General features: G+C 50.7%; 16 protein-coding genes. 11 read left to right on the top strand and 5 right to left on the bottom strand.

Annotation, left to right across the window (positions count from 1 at the left end; all coding sequences use genetic code 11):
• Positions 1-178: 178 nt before the first annotated feature.
• On the bottom strand, positions 179-1,666 hold the full coding sequence (gene tolC / locus D6029_RS01700; RefSeq protein WP_120063100.1) for an outer membrane channel protein TolC: 1,488 nt from the start codon (positions 1,664-1,666) through the stop codon (positions 179-181).
• A 212-nt stretch (positions 1,667-1,878) separates the two neighbouring features.
• Between tolC and nudF the strand changes: the two genes are divergently transcribed.
• The 11 genes from nudF (at position 1,879) to D6029_RS01645 (ending at position 12,184) form a co-directional block, all read left to right on the top strand.
• A complete protein-coding gene (nudF, locus tag D6029_RS01695) occupies positions 1,879-2,511 on the top strand; it encodes an ADP-ribose diphosphatase (RefSeq protein WP_120063099.1) in 633 nt (210 codons plus the stop codon).
• A gap of 2 nt (positions 2,512-2,513) precedes the next feature.
• The gene (locus D6029_RS01690) at positions 2,514-2,936 is read left to right on the top strand and encodes a DUF1249 family protein (protein WP_120063098.1); all 423 of its coding nucleotides are present in this window, start codon (positions 2,514-2,516) and stop codon (positions 2,934-2,936) included.
• Between the two features lie 25 nt (positions 2,937-2,961).
• Positions 2,962-3,789, top strand: coding sequence for a 3',5'-cyclic-AMP phosphodiesterase (cpdA, locus tag D6029_RS01685; RefSeq protein WP_120063097.1), 828 nt, complete (start codon positions 2,962-2,964; stop codon positions 3,787-3,789).
• Entirely contained in the window at positions 3,789-4,364 is a 576-nt protein-coding gene (gene yqiA, locus D6029_RS01680) for an esterase YqiA (protein ID WP_120063096.1), read from the top strand. The genes cpdA and yqiA overlap by 1 nt, the downstream gene beginning before the upstream one ends.
• A 44-nt stretch (positions 4,365-4,408) precedes the next feature.
• Positions 4,409-6,304, top strand: coding sequence for a DNA topoisomerase IV subunit B (gene parE, locus D6029_RS01675; protein WP_120063095.1), 1,896 nt, complete (start codon positions 4,409-4,411; stop codon positions 6,302-6,304).
• A 183-nt stretch (positions 6,305-6,487) separates the two neighbouring features.
• Positions 6,488-7,168, top strand: coding sequence for an N-acetylmannosamine-6-phosphate 2-epimerase (locus D6029_RS01670; RefSeq protein WP_120063094.1), 681 nt, complete (start codon positions 6,488-6,490; stop codon positions 7,166-7,168).
• Positions 7,169-7,181: 13 nt separating this feature from the next.
• Positions 7,182-8,057 (top strand): N-acetylmannosamine kinase, encoded by an 876-nt coding sequence (gene nanK, locus D6029_RS01665; protein WP_120063093.1) that lies wholly within the window; start codon positions 7,182-7,184, stop codon positions 8,055-8,057.
• 67 nt (positions 8,058-8,124) lie between these two features.
• Complete coding sequence (locus D6029_RS01660) at positions 8,125-9,606, top strand: sodium:solute symporter family protein (protein ID WP_120063092.1); 1,482 nt, start codon at positions 8,125-8,127, stop codon at positions 9,604-9,606.
• A gap of 11 nt (positions 9,607-9,617) precedes the next feature.
• On the top strand, positions 9,618-10,091 hold the full coding sequence (gene nanQ, locus D6029_RS01655) for an N-acetylneuraminate anomerase (RefSeq protein WP_120063091.1): 474 nt from the start codon (positions 9,618-9,620) through the stop codon (positions 10,089-10,091).
• 171 nt (positions 10,092-10,262) lie between these two features.
• Complete coding sequence (locus D6029_RS01650) at positions 10,263-11,144, top strand: MurR/RpiR family transcriptional regulator (RefSeq protein ID WP_120063090.1); 882 nt, start codon at positions 10,263-10,265, stop codon at positions 11,142-11,144.
• Positions 11,145-11,290: 146 nt separating this feature from the next.
• The gene (locus D6029_RS01645) at positions 11,291-12,184 is read left to right on the top strand and encodes a dihydrodipicolinate synthase family protein (RefSeq protein ID WP_120063089.1); all 894 of its coding nucleotides are present in this window, start codon (positions 11,291-11,293) and stop codon (positions 12,182-12,184) included.
• Between the two features lie 39 nt (positions 12,185-12,223).
• Here the strand turns inward: D6029_RS01645 and D6029_RS01640 are convergent, their stop codons facing one another.
• The 4 genes from D6029_RS01640 to D6029_RS01625 all read right to left on the bottom strand — a co-directional run bounded on the left by D6029_RS01640 (position 12,224) and on the right by D6029_RS01625 (position 18,227).
• Positions 12,224-15,781, bottom strand: a complete 3,558-nt coding sequence (locus tag D6029_RS01640; RefSeq protein ID WP_167455955.1) for an autotransporter outer membrane beta-barrel domain-containing protein — start codon at positions 15,779-15,781, stop codon at positions 12,224-12,226.
• Positions 15,782-16,242: 461 nt separating this feature from the next.
• Entirely contained in the window at positions 16,243-17,265 is a 1,023-nt protein-coding gene (locus tag D6029_RS01635; protein ID WP_147365210.1) for a LysR family transcriptional regulator, read from the bottom strand.
• 32 nt (positions 17,266-17,297) lie between these two features.
• The gene (locus D6029_RS01630; protein WP_120063086.1) at positions 17,298-17,615 is read right to left on the bottom strand and encodes a putative quinol monooxygenase; all 318 of its coding nucleotides are present in this window, start codon (positions 17,613-17,615) and stop codon (positions 17,298-17,300) included.
• 30 nt (positions 17,616-17,645) lie between these two features.
• On the bottom strand, positions 17,646-18,227 hold the full coding sequence (locus D6029_RS01625) for an NAD(P)H-dependent oxidoreductase (protein ID WP_120063085.1): 582 nt from the start codon (positions 18,225-18,227) through the stop codon (positions 17,646-17,648).
• Positions 18,228-18,287 lie beyond the last annotated feature (60 nt).

The raw sequence follows: 18,287 nt of genomic DNA, 5'->3' as shown, positions 1-18,287 counted from the left end.
TCCTGAGCCCAAAGGAATGAAGCTAATATTGTGCTTAGGATAGGGGATGAATGGTTGAAATTAAAGCGATGACGGCGGTTTGGAGGGAGATCTTTACTTTGCCTTACGTTCGCGTGCGTAAGTTGTGACGGGGGCATGTTGTCACGCCCCCGAATACTATTATCAGTAACCCAAGGGATCAGTTACCGAATGGGTTAGCTGATTTGCTGCTTGTTGCTGAAGCTGGAGTCGCTTTCGCTGGCGTTGCCGTCTCAGTGGTTGCGGCGGTATCAGCGGTATAACCATCTGCACGAGCATTCTGGTCTGGCGTTTCAGGCGCAACACTTTCTGCGGTTGTCGGCACTGGTTTACCCAGAGCGCTGTTTAACGCAACCAAATCCTGTTCGTTAAGCGTACCCAACGCAGCTTTAATGTTCAGCTGGTTGATCAAGTAGTTATAACGAGCGCTGGAAAGCTGTTGTTTCGCGTTATACAGCGTAGTGGTCGCATCCAATACATCAACGATGGTACGAGTGCCCACGGAATAACCGGCTTCCGATGCATCTAAAGAACTTTGCGCAGAAACAACCGCTTGTTTGTAAGCGTTAATGGTACTGATCGACGCATTCACGTTGTTAAACGAAGAACGAACCGTTTGCACCACGCTACGGTGCGCGCTTTCCAGTTGCTCACTTGCGCCAACAAAGTTGTACTGCGCTTGTTTCACCTGGGAAGTCACGGAACCGCCGCTGTACAGTGGCAACGAGAAGTTCAGGCCGATTTTGTTCTGGCCCGCATCGTTGTCATCATACTGTTGGCTGTTGGTTTTAGAACCGCTGTAGGTGGTATTGGAAACACCGGTTGAAGCGGTTAAACCGACAGTCGGCATGTGGCCGGTTTCAGCGTAACGGATTTGCTCGCGAGCTAAGTCCTGAGACAGACGCGCTTGCAGCAAGGCCAGGTTACGTTTTTCGGCTTCTTTCAGCAGGTTATTAACCGCATCAGGCTTGTTGGTTTTGAAACCGTCAACGTTGAGCGAAGCCAGAGATGGATAGTAGTTACCGGTGACCTGGCGCAGCGTTTCGACTGAGTTATCCAGATTGTTACGCGCGGTCACTTCGTCCGCTAATACGCTGTCGTATTGAGCACGGGCGTTTTGCACGTCGGTAATCGCAACCAGGCCCACGTTAAAGCGCTGGGTGGTTTGGTCTAACTGGCGATAAATAGCCTGTTTCTGTGCTTCGGTGAAGGAGAGTGCATCAATGGCGCTCAACACATTAAAATAGGCTGTTGCGGTATTCAGAATCAGCGTTTGCTGGTCAGTCTGATAAGTCACATCTTGAATACCGGCTGATTTTTCTTGCAGAGTCAGCGCACGCCATTTCGACATATCAAAAATGGTTTGCGTCAATTGCAAAGAACCACTGGCTTGTCTTGAGTCGACACCATTCGCATCATTAAAACCATTGGTGTATTCATAGTCAGCACCAAGGCCGAGCTGTGGCAGTAATGGGCTGCGTGCTTCGTTAATTTTTTCGAATGCGGCATCACGGTCAGCAGCGGATTTACGCAAATCCGGGTTGCTTGTACGCGCCTGCTGATAAACCTGCATCAGGTTTTCTGCCTGGCTCATGGCACTGAAACCCGTTAGGCTCAGACCGATAAGAATGGGGAGCAGTTTCTTCATTTGCATTCCTTGTTGTGAAGCAGAATTAGTTTGTTAGCGCTGGCAAGAGCCGAAAATGATCGCCGATTCTAGCAGAATCTACCAGCCGGGAAGCTTGGCGTAATGTGCCATCTACCCTTAATTTTCATCAATCTATCACATAGGTAATGAAACGGCAGTCAAACTGGCTTGAAAATACGTATTTCATAACCATAAAAAAACAGGAAATCACGATGACTAAGCAAAACTCTCAACTCGTCACATTAGGTAAAAACGATGTTGAAATTATTGCACGGGAAAAGCTTTATAGCGGTTTTTTTTCACTCGATCTTTATCGGTTCCGCCATCGCTTGTTTAATGGCGAAATGAGTGGTGAAGTTCGACGTGAAATTTTAGAACGCGGGCATGCCGCCGTACTGCTACCCTATGACCCTGTGCGAGACGAAGTTGTATTGATCGAACAGATTCGGATTGCGGCGTTCGACACCAGCGAAAGCCCTTGGTTACTGGAGCTGGTGGCTGGCATGATTGAAGAAGGCGAAAGCGTCGAAGACGTTGCTCGCCGCGAGGCTGTTGAAGAAGCCGGAGTGATTGTTGGCCGTACAAAACCGGTTATTAATTACCTCGCAAGCCCAGGTGGCACCAGCGAACGTCTGACTATCCTTGTTGGGGAAGTCGACGCGACCACCGCTAAGGGCATACATGGTCTGGCAGATGAAAACGAAGATATTCGGGTTCATGTCGTGAGCCGGGAACAGGCTTATCAGTTAGTAGAAGAAGGGAAAATCGACAACGCAGCTTCAGTCATCGCACTGCTTTGGCTGCAATTGCATCATGAGAAATTAAGAGAAGAGTGGAAGAAATAAACATGAAGCGCTACACACCTGACTTCCCTGAAATGATGCGCCTGTGCGAAACCAATTTCGCACAACTTCGACGCTTGCTCCCTCGGGAAGACGAGGTGGGTGAAAAAGTGACTTATCAGGTCAGTAGCGCCCAGTATCGACTCACGATTCTGGAGTCGACTCGTTACACAACGCTTGTGCAAATTGAACAAACCGTCCCGGCGATAAGCTACTGGAGCCTGCCTTCAATGTCTGTCAGGCTCTATCATGACGCCATGGTCGCGGAAGTGTGTTCAAGTCAGCAGATCTTTCGCTTCAAAGCGCGTTATGATTATCCTAATAAAAAGTTGCATCAACGCGACGAAAAGCATCAAATTAACCAGTTTCTGGCCGATTGGCTGCGGTATTGTTTAGCGCATGGAGCGATGGCGGTTCCGGTTTGTTAGTGAGGGTGAAACCTAAGGACACCATTTGGAAAGCCTGTTAAATCTTCCTGTGGCCGGTGGGGGCCAGATCAGGATCTTGCAAATTACAGATACCCACCTGTTCTCTGGAAAGGATGAAACGCTGCTTGGCATCAATACCTGGATGAGCTATCAGGCGGTTATTGACGCCATCCTCGCCGAGCAGCGTCACTATGATCTTATTGTTGCCACTGGGGACTTAGCCCAGGATCACAGCGCGGAAGCCTATCAACATTTCGTTGAGGGCATTGCGGAGATTCCTGCGCCTTGCGTTTGGTTGCCCGGCAATCATGATTTCCAGCCCGCGATGTTTAGCTCGTTGCTGGAAGCGGGAATTTCCCCGGCGAAACAGGTCTTCTTAGGCGATAACTGGCAAATTCTGATGCTCGACAGCCAGGTCTTTGGCGTTCCGCATGGTGAATTGAGCGACTATCAACTCGACTGGCTGGAGCGAAAGCTCGCCGACGCGCCCGATCGCCATACTCTTCTCCTTTTGCATCACCATCCGGTTCCTGCGGGCTGTAGCTGGCTGGATCAACACAGCCTGCGTAACGCCGCAGAGTTGGATAACGTGCTGCAAAAATTCCCGAAAGTGAAAACGTTGGTATGTGGTCACATTCACCAGGAGTTAGATCTCGACTGGAATGGTCGCCGCATGTTGGCAACGCCATCGACTTGCGTCCAGTTCAAACCGCATTGCGCGAACTTCACCCTCGACACCATTGAGCCTGGCTGGCGCTGGCTGGAGCTTCATCCAAACGGTGACGTCACGACTGAAGTTTGCCGCCTGAAAGGCGCGGTATTTAACCCAGATACCGCTTCAGAAGGGTATTGATGTCTACGCTACTTTATCTACACGGCTTCAACAGTTCGCCGCGTTCAGCCAAAGCCACCAGCTTCAAGGCGTGGCTCGCCCAGAACCACCCGCACATCAACATGATTGTACCGGAACTCCCGCCGTATCCTGCCGATGCGGCAGAGTTGCTGGAGTCACTGGTGCTGGAGCATGGTGGTGAACCGTTGGGCGTGGTTGGCTCGTCTTTAGGCGGCTATTACGCCACCTGGCTGTCGCAATGTTTCATGCTGCCAGCGGTTGTGGTCAACCCGGCGGTACGGCCTTTTGAATTGCTGGTCGATTATCTCGGCGCCAACGAGAACCCCTACACCGGGCAGCAATATGTGCTAGAGTCACGCCATATTTACGATCTTAAAGTCATGCAAGTTGACCCGTTAGAAGCGCCAGATCTCATCTGGTTATTGCAACAGACGGGTGACGAAGTGCTTGATTATCGTCAGGCGGTGGCATACTACACCCCCTGTCGCCAGACGGTAGAATCCGGTGGCAATCACGCCTTTGTAGGCTTCGAAGATTATTTCACACAGATCGTCGACTTCCTTGGCTTACATTGAAGCCTGATGTCGAATCCCTGTTTCGCAATCTGAACGAATAAACCATGACGCAATCCAGTTATAACGCCGATGCCATTGAGGTACTCACCGGGCTTGAGCCTGTTCGCCGCCGCCCCGGGATGTACACCGACACCACCCGTCCAAACCATTTGGGCCAGGAAGTCATTGATAACAGCGTGGATGAAGCGCTGGCAGGCCATGCGAAGCGTGTTGATGTCATTCTCCATGCCGATCAGTCGTTAGAAGTTATTGATGACGGGCGCGGCATGCCAGTTGATATTCACCCGGAAGAGGGCGTTCCGGCGGTCGAGCTGATTCTTTGCCGTCTGCACGCAGGCGGTAAATTCTCCAACAAAAACTACCAGTTTTCTGGCGGCTTACACGGCGTGGGGATTTCCGTCGTCAACGCCTTATCCAAACGTGTTGAAGTCACCGTGCGCCGTGATGCGCAGGTTTACAGCATCGCATTTGAAAACGGCGATAAAGTCCAGGAACTGGCGGTTGTCGGCACTTGCGGTAAACGCAACACCGGCACCAGCGTTCACTTCTGGCCAGACGCTTCATTCTTCGATAGCCCACGTTTCTCGGTTTCCCGTTTAAGCCATTTGCTGAAAGCCAAAGCGGTACTTTGCCCAGGCGTGGAAATCACTTTCACCGATAAAGTGAACAACACCGAGCAACGCTGGTGTTACCAGGACGGTCTGCAAGATTACCTGTGCGAAGCGGTGAACGGCCTGTCGACGCTGCCTGAAAAACCGTTTGTCGGTAATTTTGCCGGTGACGTCGAACAAGTTGATTGGGCGCTGCTATGGCTGCCAGAAGGCGGCGAACTGCTGACGGAAAGCTACGTCAACCTGATCCCAACGATGCAAGGCGGTACGCACGTTAACGGTCTGCGTCAGGGTCTGCTTGATGCAATGCGCGAGTTTTGCGAATACCGCAACATTTTGCCGCGTGGCGTAAAACTCTCGGCGGAAGATATCTGGGAACGCTGTGCTTACGTGCTCTCGGTTAAAATGCAGGATCCGCAATTTGCCGGGCAAACCAAAGAACGCCTGTCATCGCGCCAGTGCGCAGCTTTTGTTTCCGGTGTCGTGAAAGATGCATTCAGCCTGTGGCTGAACCAAAATATCCAGATTGCGGAACAGCTCGCAGAACTAGCGATTTCCAGCGCTCAGCGCCGTATGCGTGCCGCCAAAAAAGTGGTGCGTAAAAAACTGACCAGCGGCCCGGCACTGCCAGGCAAATTGGCTGACTGCTCGGCGCAAGATTTAAGTCGTACCGAACTCTTCCTCGTGGAAGGGGACTCCGCAGGCGGTTCTGCCAAACAGGCCCGTGACCGCGAATATCAGGCGATCATGCCGCTCAAAGGTAAGATCCTGAACACCTGGGAAGTTTCTTCCGATGAAGTTCTGGCTTCGCAAGAAGTACACGATATTTCGGTGGCGATCGGTATCGATCCAGACAGCGAAGATCTGAGTCAATTACGTTACGGCAAAGTTTGTATTCTTGCGGATGCGGACTCCGATGGTTTGCATATCGCTACGCTGCTGTGTGCGCTGTTCGTGCGCCACTTCCGCACGCTAGTGCGTAACGGTCACGTCTACGTTGCGATGCCGCCGTTGTACCGTATCGATCTCGGCAAAGAGGTTTACTACGCCCTGGACGAAGAAGAAAAAGCGGGCGTGCTCGAACAGCTTAAGCGTAAGAAAGGGAAGCCAAACGTGCAGCGCTTTAAAGGGCTGGGCGAAATGAACCCATTACAATTACGCGAAACCACGCTCGATCCGAACACTCGCCGTCTGGTGCAGCTCACCATTGACGATGAAGACAACGACAAAACCATGGCCATCATGGATATGTTGCTGGCGAAGAAGCGTTCGGAAGATCGCCGCAACTGGCTGCAAGATAAAGGCGATATGGCGGATATCGACGTTTAATCATCTCCTTTAGAAAACAGGATCAACGGCTGGAAAGCGTTGATCCTTTTTTTTGCCTGCTGTTCTCACCCCCGCATTATGACTCCCTTCACACTTTTCCTGATTGTCGCTTGAAATAGTAATACTCCATCCGCTATTCTTTTTTGGAGTTAAACTTCATTTTGGTGTGAAAGGCGGAGCAGAATGTCACTACTAGCAAAATTAGAGAGCAGCGTGCGTGAATGTGGTGGGCTTATTGTTTCTTGCCAGCCAGTTCCTGGCAGCCCGATGGATCGTCCTGAAATTGTGGCGGCAATGGCGCAAGCGGCAGTTAATGCTGGAGCGGTTGCCGTTCGTATTGAAGGTATTGAAAACCTGAACGCGGTTCGCCCGCTTATTTCTGTTCCCATCATCGGCATTATCAAGCGTGACATGGAAGACTCGGCGGTGCGCATCACGCCTTTCTTGCACGATGTCGATGCGCTCGCAAATGCGGGAGCGGATATTATCGCTTTCGACGCTACATTCCGCCCGCGTCCGGTGGCAATCGAAGAACTCATTTCTCGCATTCGCCACCACGGGTTACTCGCGATGGCTGACTGCTCAACGGTTGAAGAAGGGCTGAATTGCCAACAGCTCGGCGTTGAATTTATTGGTACAACGATGTCTGGATACACCACGGACGTCACCCCAGATCAGCCAGATTTAGTAATGGTGTCTGAATTAAGCAACGCGGGTTGCCGCGTGATTGCTGAAGGACGCTACAACTCTCCTGAACTGGCAGCCCTGGCCATTGACCACGGCGCATGGGCGGTAACCGTTGGTTCCGCCATCACTCGTATCGAACATATTTGCCATTGGTTCAGTGATGCCGTTAAGCGCTAAGCCGGAGAAAACGATGAACACTCTTGCCATTGATATCGGCGGCACCAAACTGGCCGCGGCGCTGGTAGGCGCAGAGAATGAAATCTCACAGCGCATGGAGATTCCAACGCCTGCAAATGCTAATCCCCAGGCGCTGGAGCAGGCGCTTGCGCAATTAGTTGAGGCTTATCAAGGGAAAGCGCAGCGCGTTGCGGTGGCATCCACCGGTATCATTGATAAGGGCATTCTCACCGCGTTGAATCCCGATAACCTGGGTGGGCTTAATCACTTTCCATTACAGGCCGTTGTTGAAAAATACACCGGTTTACCGTGTGTGGTGCTGAACGATGCGCAGGCTGCCGCGTGGGCTGAATATTGCTATTTGTCGGCACAATTCAAACACGTCACGTTTATCACCGTTTCTACGGGCGTCGGTGGCGGCGTCGTCATTAATGGCGAGTTGCTAACAGGCCCACACGCCTTTGCTGGTCATATTGGGCACATTCAGGCAGACCCTAACGGCCCACGTTGTGGATGTGGGCGCGTAGGTTGCGTTGAAGCCGTTGCATCCGGGCGAGCCATCGCGGCATCGGCCAAACAAGAACTCGCAGGGAAAAGTGCCCGCGAGATTTTTGCGCAGGCACAATCCGGTAATTTACAGGCGCAACAATTAGTTGCGCGCTCTGCTCAGGCCATCTGCCAGTTGATTGGCAACCTCAAAGCTTTGCTCGACACCGAGTGTATCGTGCTCGGCGGAAGTGTAGGGCTGGCGGCGGGTTATCGCCAGCAGGTCGAACACCAACTCGCACAACTTCCTGAGCCATTCCACGTCCCCATTTACTCGGCGCATTTTCAACATGATGCGGGATTAATGGGGGCCGCTCTCTGGTCAGAACATCTCGCACTCTGAAGATTTATAAAACATAAAATTCAGATAGAAACCTCATCCTTACAATAACCATAAGCAGGAAAGTGCCATCATGACTCACTCTTTCGGCATCTTTAACTACGTTGTTCTTTTCGGCTATTTGCTGGCAATGATGCTAGTCGGTGTTTATTTCTCAAAACGTCAGAAAACGGCAGATGACTATTTTCGTGGCGGTGGCCGAATCCCCGGCTGGGCTGCGGGTGTCAGCGTCTTTGCTACGACACTGAGCTCGATTACCTTTATGTCGATCCCAGCCAAAGCTTTTACCTCGGACTGGACGTTTATCCTCGGCCAATATCTGGCGATCGCGATTTTGCCCCTGGTCTTTTACTTCTATATTCCGTTCTTCCGTAAGCTAAAAGTCACCTCCGCTTATGAGTATCTGGAAGCCCGTTTTGACGTGCGCAGCCGATTGTTTGCAAGCATCTCATTTATGATGTTTCACATTGGTCGCATCGCCATTATTACCTTCTTAACCGTGTTGGCGCTGCGCCCGTTTATCGGCATTGACCCTGTAGTTTTGGTGCTGCTGATCAGCGTGATGTGCATTATTTATACCTGGATGGGCGGTATCGAAGGGGTAATCTGGACCGATGTGATTCAGGGGTTGTTGCTGTCAGGCAGCGCCGTACTGATTTTCGTGGTGATTTGCTTCAAAGTGCAGGGCGGTTTTGGTGAGATTTTCACGGTGACTCAGCACGCTGATAAATTCTTCCCGGCCTCGCAGTTCCGCTGGAGTTGGACGGAAAGCACCGTGCCGGTGCTGATGATTGGTTTCTTGTTTGCCAACATTCAGCAATTTACTGCCAGCCAGGATGTGGTTCAGCGCTATATCGTGACGGACTCCATTGAAGAAACTAAAAAGACGCTGCTGACCAACGCCAAGCTGGTCGCCATTGTGCCCATCTTCTTCTTCGCGATTGGCTCGGCACTGTTTGTTTACTACCAGCAAAACCCAAATCTGTTACCTAAGGGCTTTAATATTGGCGGCATTTTACCGCTATTCGTGGTGACAGAAATGCCACCGGGTGTTGCTGGATTGATTATCGCTGCAATTTTTGCTGCCGCACAGTCCAGTATTTCGAGCAGCCTGAACAGTATCTCCAGTTGCTTTAATTCCGATATTTACCAGCGCCTGAGCAGCAAAAAGAGAACGCCGGAAAACAGTATGCGAATGGCCAAACTGATCATTCTGATTGCGGGAGTCTTCAGCAGCGCCGCGACCGTCTGGTTGGTCATGGCGGATGAATCAGAAATCTGGGATGCATTTAACAGCCTGATTGGCCTGATGGGTGGCCCAATGACGGGCTTATTTATGCTGGGTATTTTCTGCAAACGCGCCAACGCCGGTAGTGCTGTACTGGGTATCATTGTGAGTATTGTGGCGGTGTTAGCCGCACGCTACGCAACCGACCTTAACTTCTTCTTCTACGGTGTGATTGGCTCGCTGAGTGTCGTGATCAGCGGCGTTATTTTCGCGCCATTATTTGCCTCAGCGCCGCCACTGACGCTTGATGAATCACGTGAGTAAAAGGTGAAACCATGATTTTAGGGAAAGTGACAGAACTCAACGAGCAAAGCGGTATTGCACCTCAACTGCTCGCCATCATCAAACAGGCGCTGGCACTGCGTCCGGAAACCCTCAGCGCCGGGCGTCATGAGATAGACGGTGACGATATCTTTATGAATGTCATGACATTTGAGACAGCCGAGCCTGAGAGTAAGCGGTACGAGCAGCATCGTGAATATCTTGATATTCAGGTGTTAATCAGCGGCGAGGAACGAATTGATTTTGGTCCGTTGGGGGCGGCAATAGCGCCCGATACTTACCATGAAGACGATGATTACCTGCTGTGCGATACGGTTTCACCGCGCCAGACATTGCATTTGCAGCCGGGAATGTTTGCCATATTCTTGCCAGGCGAGCCGCACAAACCTGGCTGTATCAGTGAAACGGCACAAACCATCAATAAAGCGGTGATCAAAGTGAGCTACCGCTGTTTAAGGAGTGAGTGATTCACGCCATCATAATATGAATTAACAAACCTGTTTTTCTTTGACGGCGCGATGCCCGCATACCCCCTATGCTGACATCGCGCTTTTTTTACCGCGACAGACTTGCTACGCTCTGAACCATTCTATATTGCAGGCTTTTTGCCACCTTTCGCCCTACAGAGCAGGAAATTTATGGAGCCTCAAGCCCTACGCCTCAAACCCGGAAAAATCCTCGACACGTTAGGCGCGATGCAAAATAGCCTGACGCGCGTTTCCCAGCGTATCGCCCAGTATATTTTGACCTCCCCACAACAGGTGACCCAGCTTTCTATCGCGGAACTGTCGCGCGAAACGCAGGCGGGCGAAGCGACCGTGATCCGTTTTTGCCGCACTTTGGGCTACAAAGGTTTCCAGGACTTTAAAATGGACCTGGCTATTGAGCTTGCTACCACGGAACCTGATAACAGCAGCCCGTTGCTGGACGGCGAAATCAGTGAGTCAGACGATGCGCGTACGATCGGCTTAAAGCTACAAAGCACCATTAATAACGTGTTATCTGAAACCCTAAATCTGCTGGATATGAACCAGGTTAATCAGGTTGTGAGCGCGCTGCGCACCAGCAACTCGGTGTATATCTTTGGCGTCGGTTCTTCGGGGATTACCGCAGAAGACATGAAACACAAGCTGATGCGTATTGGTTTACGGGTTGATGCCGTCACCAATAATCACTTCATGTATATGCAGGCCACGTTATTAAAAGCCGGTGATGTCGCGATTGCGATTAGTCATACCGGGACTTCCCCTGAAACCGTCCACGCACTCAAACTCGCGAAACAGGCAGGAGCCACCACCGTCGCGCTGACCCACAATCTGGGATCTCCTTTACTCGACGTAGCAGACTTTAGCCTGATTAACGGCAACCGTCAGGGCATGCTGCAAGGTGACTCGATTGGCACCAAAACGGCACAGCTTTTTGTGTTGGATTTGCTGTATACCCTGTTGGTGCAGGCTGCGCCGGAGCAGGCTCGCGAAAGTAAGCTACGTACTATGGACGCGCTGAATATTACAAAGTAATGCCGCAATCGCGGCATTGATCACAGTTCAACGTTTTGAGCCTTTTACGCCCGTCACGATGGTTGCATCACTCCATTTGCCGCTTTAATATAGAGTTAAACTTCATTATTAAAACTCATTAGAAGTAAAACTCCAGAGAGGCTTGCATGGAAAAGTTAACAGGCTTAATCGCCGCGCCACATACCCCATTTACCGCTGATGGAAGTGTCAATTATCCGGTTATTGACCAGATTGCCACACACCTGATTGAACAAGGTGTGAAAGGGGCATACGTTTGCGGGACGACTGGCGAAGGCATTCATTGCTCGGTAGACGAACGTAAGAAAATTGCCGAACGCTGGGTAAGTGCCAGCGGCGGAAAACTGAGTATCACCCTGCATACCGGCGCACTGAGCATTGCAGATTCTCTCGAACTGAGCCGCCATGCCGAAACTCTGGATATCTTTGCCACCTCGGTGATTGGCCCGTGCTTCTTCAAACCGGGCAACATTGACGATCTGGTGGAGTACTGCCGCATCAACGCCGCCGCTGCGCCATCTAAAGGTTTCTACTATTACCACTCCGGTATGTCAGGCGTGAACCTCGATATGGAGCAGTTCTTGCAAGTTGCTGCAGATAAGATCCCGAACCTCACTGGAATGAAATTCAACTCCAGCGATATGTACGAATACCAGCGCTGCGTGCGTGTGAACAACGGTCAGTTTGATATCCCGTTTGGTGTCGATGAGTTTTTACCCGCAGGTCTGGCTTGCGGTGCCGTGGGCGCGGTTGGCAGCACTTACAACTACGCGGCCCCGTTATATCATCGCCTGATTGATAGCTTTAATCGCGGTGATCAACAAGACGTGGCGGCGTGTATGGACAAGGTCATCGCCATCATTCGTGTGCTGGTTCAGTATGGTGGCGTGGCTGCCGGTAAAGTGGCGATGAAACTTCATGGTATTGATGTGGGCGATCCGCGCCGTCCGCTACGCCCAATGACCGAGCAGCAAAAACAGGACGCATTACAGGCTTTCCGTAAAGCTGACTTCCTGCTTTAATCTTTTGAAGGCTCTATAAAAATAGAGCCTTCCGTTTTCTCAGAACTTAATCTTTAACCCGACAATCCCACCATAATTCACACTGCTTCCTTCAAACGACTTCTCGACGCTCAACGATCCGGTAAGTGAAACCGACGGATTTAGCTGATGATCAACACCTGCATTCAACTGGCCCCAGGTTCCCGCGCTGTGGGTCGTGAAAGGGATAAAACCCTCTTGCGATGAAAACTCGGTTGTAGAATTGCCTTTAAATTCATGCACGATACCGGGGCGAACCCAGGCCGTGGTGCGGGTTTTTTCCGCTTTCTTGTTCTGCGAATCTTCGTGATTCCAGCTTTGATGAACCCGCACGCTGACACGCCCGGTCAGAGAATCAGCGCGATTGAACTTCACTTCAGATGCCTGATCGTGGGTTTTGTCCAGTTTCACTGTTGAGTAAATCAACTGCGCCTGCGGCTCGATAAAACGCTGAACTTCTGCGTCTGGCTGCCACGGATAACCCGCCTCAGCGGACGCGCTTAACCCGTAACCTTTGGTTTTCATCGGGCTGAGATCGGTTGGGCTGGATTCCACATACAGGCGGTTGTACTGCGCCACCACGTCGAGATAACTGCCCGCAGGCGTAAAGTGCGTCCAGTAGCCGCCAACGCCCCATGATTTCAGGTTATTGCGCCCGGCATTTTCGCTATCGGTATGCGTCACTTTGCTGTTGATTTTGCCGATATTCCCCAGCACTCCGGCAAAATTTGAACTGCCGTCATCTTTGCTTTCGCGATACAAATCAATACCAAGCTGTATGGCATTGAGCGAAAAGCGTGACTGCGGCCCGTCGAAATCTGACTTGCCCTGTTTGTAGATGAAACGGCTCCAACTCATATTCGACGATTCTGTCGCCTGAGTGATTTTTTCCGGGCTGGCGAACTGTTCTCCGGTGCGTTCATGCAGACTATCAACCAGCATTCGGCCATACAGCAGCGCGAGTTGCGGAATGTCCTGATACAACGAGGTTTCCGCACGGTAATTCGGTATAGCGGCTGGCAGCTCAGGAGGCGTGGTCGGCTGGACGATTTCCGCCGGAGGCTGTTCAACGGGCGGTTTGCCTGGAGCGGGATCGGGGTTTTCTGGTGTTGGATCGGGATCTGCGATTATTGGTGGCGGAGCGGGATCTTCTATGACGCGTTGCGGCTCTTTATTTGAGCGCAGATACCAGGCTTCTTCGTTACTATTATCGACGCTGGAACGGTACAACGAGTATTCATACGGCCCGGCTTTCACTTTATTTAGCAGGCTGAAGGCTTGCGTATCCGTCGTCGCCCCGCTAATCGCATCAACCACTTTAATGCCGTTGCCGCGAGTCAGCGCACCAGTGCCGTCGGTGTTGGTGATTTTGAGATTAGTAGAGCCATCGGCATGCCCGCCGTTAATGACTAACTGGTCTGAAGGGGAATTGTCATCGTGCAGATGGGTATTTAGCGCAATTGTCCCGTTGTCGCCGTGGTAGTTATCGACCGTTAGCGTTTTGTACTGGTGGTTTTCCGGAGTGCTGAAATTGATCAGGCTTTGGTTATTTTTGAGCTGACTGAGCACAGAATTACCGGTTAAAAACCACAAACTGGTGTTGTTTAACGCGACTTCTGAATACGTATTGGCTTCTGTTAACGCCGCGCCGGTTGCGATACTCCCGGACAGGTTGATGTGCGCATTGCCCGGTAAATTCCCGGCGCCGTTGTTGGCCTGCAACCACTGGCTTTCCCCGGTAACGCGGCTGTTTTGCATGTTGATATCCGCATAGCCCGTTGTTTGAATGCCGTGGCCGTGCTCGCTGGCAAGCGTTGCATTGGTTAAATTTGCCTGCCCGGTCCAGGCTTGAGAACCCTGAACAGCTAGCGCCACCGCATTTTCTCCGTGTGTTGTGGCAACCACATTACTCGCCTGAACTCGTCCGCCATTGCTCGCCAGAATGCCGTGAGACAGCTCGCCGTCGGTGGTGATAACCGCATTTTTAGCGGTAAGTGTAGCGCCTGCTTCAGCCCAAATACCGCGCGAGTTATCGCCCAGTGTTGCCAGTGCGACGTTATCCAGCACCATCTCGGCGTTTTCAGCTTTATATTTGCGGCCAACAAACGCCCCGGTCGCATTATCACCCTGCGTCACGACAGAAACGTTCGTCGCGGTCAGCCCCACGCTGCCGGGTTTTAGCGCACCAATTCCGGCGTACAAACCGATGGAGTCTTTCCCCAACGTTTTCACCGACAAATTCTTCAGGACGATACTGCCGCCATCATCGGCGGTGGCACCGTATGCCTGAGAACCTTTCGTTACAAGCGTGGTGCCATCAACGGTGAGCAACGCGTCCGCGCCGCGTGAAGCCAGGGCATGAGGGAAGGTGAGACTTGACTGCACCGGCGAGCCGCTGCCTGTTGTGGTGACACTGCCTCCCGTTACCGTCACCGTCGCGCCAATATTCGCCACAATTCCCATGGCATTATCGTTGCCGGAAGTATTGATATGGCTGTTAGTGATGGTGGCTGTGCTGTTGGCGACGCTAATCCCGCTACCGTAATTACCGGAAGTCGTAATCTGAGAGTTATCAATCTGTAGAGCGCTGCCGCTTGATGCACTGATACCTAAACTGGATTTTTGCGTGGTGGTGACGCGACTGCCTGTGAGGGTTAAAGCAGAATCTGTTCCCTGGAGCAAAATGCCATGTCCCCAGGGGCCGCTGGCGTTATCTGGCGCTGTCGTTTTGATGGCGGTGTTATTAATTTCAGCGCGAGCGCCACCGTTTATATTTAACCCGGAACTGCGTGCGCCATTGGTTTCAATGGTGGAATCGAGGACTTGTATACGCGACCCAACGCCTTCTGCTGATACGCCATGGCTTTGCATTCCCGAGGCCGCCATTTCTGAACGGTTTACAGAAATCGAAGCACCGTTAATCGCTCTGACTACCGTCGATAAGGCATTCGCCCCTCCGCCGCCGCTAACCGTTAACTTACTGTTATTAATTACAATTGAGCTGGTAGAACCTTCAGCACTAGCGCCACCCTGGTAGTTACCTGTCACGCTAACCTCCAGGTTAGAACCCGTAATGGTAGCACCCGAAAGGGCGTGAAGGGCAGCGGTTGCAGTGGCGGCGGTCGCTGCACCAGTACTCTTTATCTGGCTATTTTCCAGAGAAATTTTGCCGCTACTTTCAGCTCTGACAGCAGTAGCACTGGCACCGGACGTTTCAATTGATGAATCTTTTAAATCAAGCGTGCCACCCTGGAGGGCTAAGATACCCACTCCTGGCGAAGACGTTTTTACGCTTGAGTGATTAAGCGATGCCTGAGAGTTTGCGCCTGTAACGACAATCCCACGGTTGTTGATTCCCTTCGTCCCGCCGCCTACCGTGACGCTGGTATTTTCAAGACTCAGTTTTCCGCTCTCGACAATCATGCCAGTCATGTCACTGGCAGTGACAATAGCGCTCGCCGCCGTCAGTGGCTCGAGAGTGATAATGGAATCAATAAGCTCGACGTTACTATCGCCGAAAACGAATACCCCTGTCTGGCCTTTAGCCCCAGCGGCGGCTACTGCATTATTTTTTATCACCCCGCGTTTCAGGATAATGGTTCCAGCATCCCCGATCTTTACCCCCGAGGTATTGGCGGCACTCATTTTTATTGTTTCATCTGAGTACTCGCCGCGTAAGTAGATACCAATGGAACCTGGTGAATTGACAAGTGTTTCTGCATTGACCATAGGGCAGCCAAAGCTCAGAACACCGGCAATTAATCCGGCTGATGTTTTGAATATTATTTTATGATGGTTATAAAGAATGTGCGGATGGGGTATTTTAATGATTTTCATAACTTGCCTCAAATTTGTGGATGTTCATCGCAGAGGCAGTTAATTCGTCAGAGAATAGGTGCTAAATATAAATGAGTGATGGAGAAGGAATATAACTACAGCTTAATATTATTCAACTGCCTTGTGCGTTCAATAAGTATACGGACGAAACTTGAACAGCCTATTACTCAGCGTTAAATGCGGATTTAGTTTTATTGTATGAGTCATTCATTACCGAGAATACTGTTGAGAAACAGCATGAAACTGGTCTTTTTTTCCAGCTCTTTTCGGTAGGTCAAATACACGTTCACTTGCTGCACAGGAAACTGTGGTGTCAGTCGTCGTAAACCATATGTCTGATGATATCGCTCAAATGCTTCCTCAGTGATGAATCCGATGCAGTCTGTTTCTGATAGCAAAGTCAGCAGCATCATTAATGAATTGGTTTCAAATGAGATATGGTTTTTTTTAAGCATCGCCTGGAGGGACTGTTTTTTTTGGTAAATCATTTCGTCAGCGGTTAAATGGCTCACTAAATCGAGTGATTGAAATTCATCTATATTAATGGCCGTTTTCTTGAAGGGATTCTCTTTCCGGCAGACTATTATCGGTTGCAACTGACGAAGTAAAATGCAGTTTAATGTAGCGCTGATAACCGGTGCCGCAGAGAAAACAATATCGGCTTTGCGTAAATTCAATAACTCTACAGCATCAGGAATGCCAAGATTGGTTTCGATATATTTTATTTTATAATTAAGTTTCTCGGATTTAATTTTTAACACAGCAGTTGATAAATTATGTACCGCAACAGAAAAAGGGGAATAGATAACCAGCATTTCCCGATTATTCGTTTGCTTACTGCGGCCCACCGAATCACTCATTATTTCGAGAGTATGTTTTAACTGGATATAAAGATCGTCGGCAAACACCGTTGGAGAGATCGTATTTCCGTGGCGAATAAACAGTGGATCTTCAAAATGCAGGCGCAGTTTACGCAACGAATGGCTAATGGACGGAGGCGTCACGCCAAGAATTTCAGACACTTCGGTGATGCTGCGGGTGGAGTAGATCAAACAGAAAGTGGTCAGCAGATTAAGGTTAAAATTAGCGAGTTTTAAAACTTTATCGGAAACCGTCTTTGTTTTCATACCCTGACCGCCGTGAACGCTGAGTAATGAGTAGCTTAGCAGCGATTGCGAAATATGAACGGCCCTAGCACCTGCAATAAAAAAGGGAGCCGGTGTCAAACACCGCTCCCTTTTGTCTTCTGGCGTGCAGTTTACTTAATCGCGTCTTCCAGAATATGGATATGAACATCCAGCACGTCGTCTTTTACCGCAACACTGTGCTCTTTCATGTGACTGGTTTGCAGGTGGGCTTCCAGATGCGCAACGGTTTCCCATTTTTCCAGCATAAACACCGAATCAGGTGCTGCGGTCTGGAACGCAACTTGCGCATTATGATCGACCAGCGGCGCGTACCCGAAGCAACCTTCTTCTTCGAGAACGGTAGGAATAATTTTGGCGAAAGCGTCCAAAACTGCCTGGCGATGATGTGCGCCTGGACGGGTACGAATTTCAGCAATAACGGTTAGCATGACTCACTCCTTTAGAGGTTTACCTAACAGTTAAGCAAAAACTCGGCCCAGATGCTCGCGATATTCTGCGATAAAACGCGGAACATCAGGCACTTTCATTACGTCGTTGGCGATGAAAGTCGGCAGACCTTCCATACCCAGGAACTGGTTGGCTTTATGGAATGGCAGATAAACACCGTCAACGCCCACACCATGGAAGAACTGTTCTTTATCTTCAAAGGCTTGCAGTGGCGCATTCCAGGTCAATGACAGCATGTAGGTTTTGCCCTGAATCAGGCCGCCGGAACCGTATTTTTTCTCAGCGTCTGAACGGGTACGGCCATCGCTGGCATACAGTGAACCGTGGCCTTCGGTGAACACATCATCGATGTATTTTTTCATGGTCCATGGCGCGCCCATCCACCAACCTGGCATCTGGTAAATCACGGTGTCGGCCCACAGGTATTTTTCGACTTCTTCTTTTACGTCGTACTCGCTATCGGTACGAGTGACCTGAACATCATGCCCGAGGTCGCGCAAAAAGCTTTCCGCGACGTCGGTCAGGGTGTCGTTAAGTTGGCCGTTAGAGTGGGCGAATTTTTTCGCACCATTGATGATTAGGATATTGCTCATAGTTAGTCCTCGAATAATTGCATCTGACGCGCAGTCTACTGTGATCAGCGTCACGATTAA

Origin of the sequence: Buttiauxella izardii (assembly GCF_003601925.1) — a bacterium.
GTDB classification, from domain to species: Bacteria; Pseudomonadota; Gammaproteobacteria; order Enterobacterales; family Enterobacteriaceae; genus Buttiauxella; species Buttiauxella izardii.
This window is presented reverse-complemented; position numbering and strand designations above follow the sequence as displayed.

Coding starts and splice junctions, on each gene's coding strand:
- D6029_RS01670 (WP_120063094.1), top strand. CDS start 6,488: ATGTCACTACTAGCAAAATTAGAGAGCAGCGTGCGTGAATGTGGTGGG.
- tolC (WP_120063100.1), bottom strand. CDS start 1,666: ATGAAGAAACTGCTCCCCATTCTTATCGGTCTGAGCCTAACGGGTTTC.
- D6029_RS01650 (WP_120063090.1), top strand. CDS start 10,263: ATGGAGCCTCAAGCCCTACGCCTCAAACCCGGAAAAATCCTCGACACG.
- nudF (WP_120063099.1), top strand. CDS start 1,879: ATGACTAAGCAAAACTCTCAACTCGTCACATTAGGTAAAAACGATGTT.
- D6029_RS01690 (WP_120063098.1), top strand. CDS start 2,514: ATGAAGCGCTACACACCTGACTTCCCTGAAATGATGCGCCTGTGCGAA.
- D6029_RS01630 (WP_120063086.1), bottom strand. CDS start 17,615: ATGCTAACCGTTATTGCTGAAATTCGTACCCGTCCAGGCGCACATCAT.
- D6029_RS01645 (WP_120063089.1), top strand. CDS start 11,291: ATGGAAAAGTTAACAGGCTTAATCGCCGCGCCACATACCCCATTTACC.
- nanQ (WP_120063091.1), top strand. CDS start 9,618: ATGATTTTAGGGAAAGTGACAGAACTCAACGAGCAAAGCGGTATTGCA.
- yqiA (WP_120063096.1), top strand. CDS start 3,789: ATGTCTACGCTACTTTATCTACACGGCTTCAACAGTTCGCCGCGTTCA.
- nanK (WP_120063093.1), top strand. CDS start 7,182: ATGAACACTCTTGCCATTGATATCGGCGGCACCAAACTGGCCGCGGCG.
- parE (WP_120063095.1), top strand. CDS start 4,409: ATGACGCAATCCAGTTATAACGCCGATGCCATTGAGGTACTCACCGGG.
- D6029_RS01625 (WP_120063085.1), bottom strand. CDS start 18,227: ATGAGCAATATCCTAATCATCAATGGTGCGAAAAAATTCGCCCACTCT.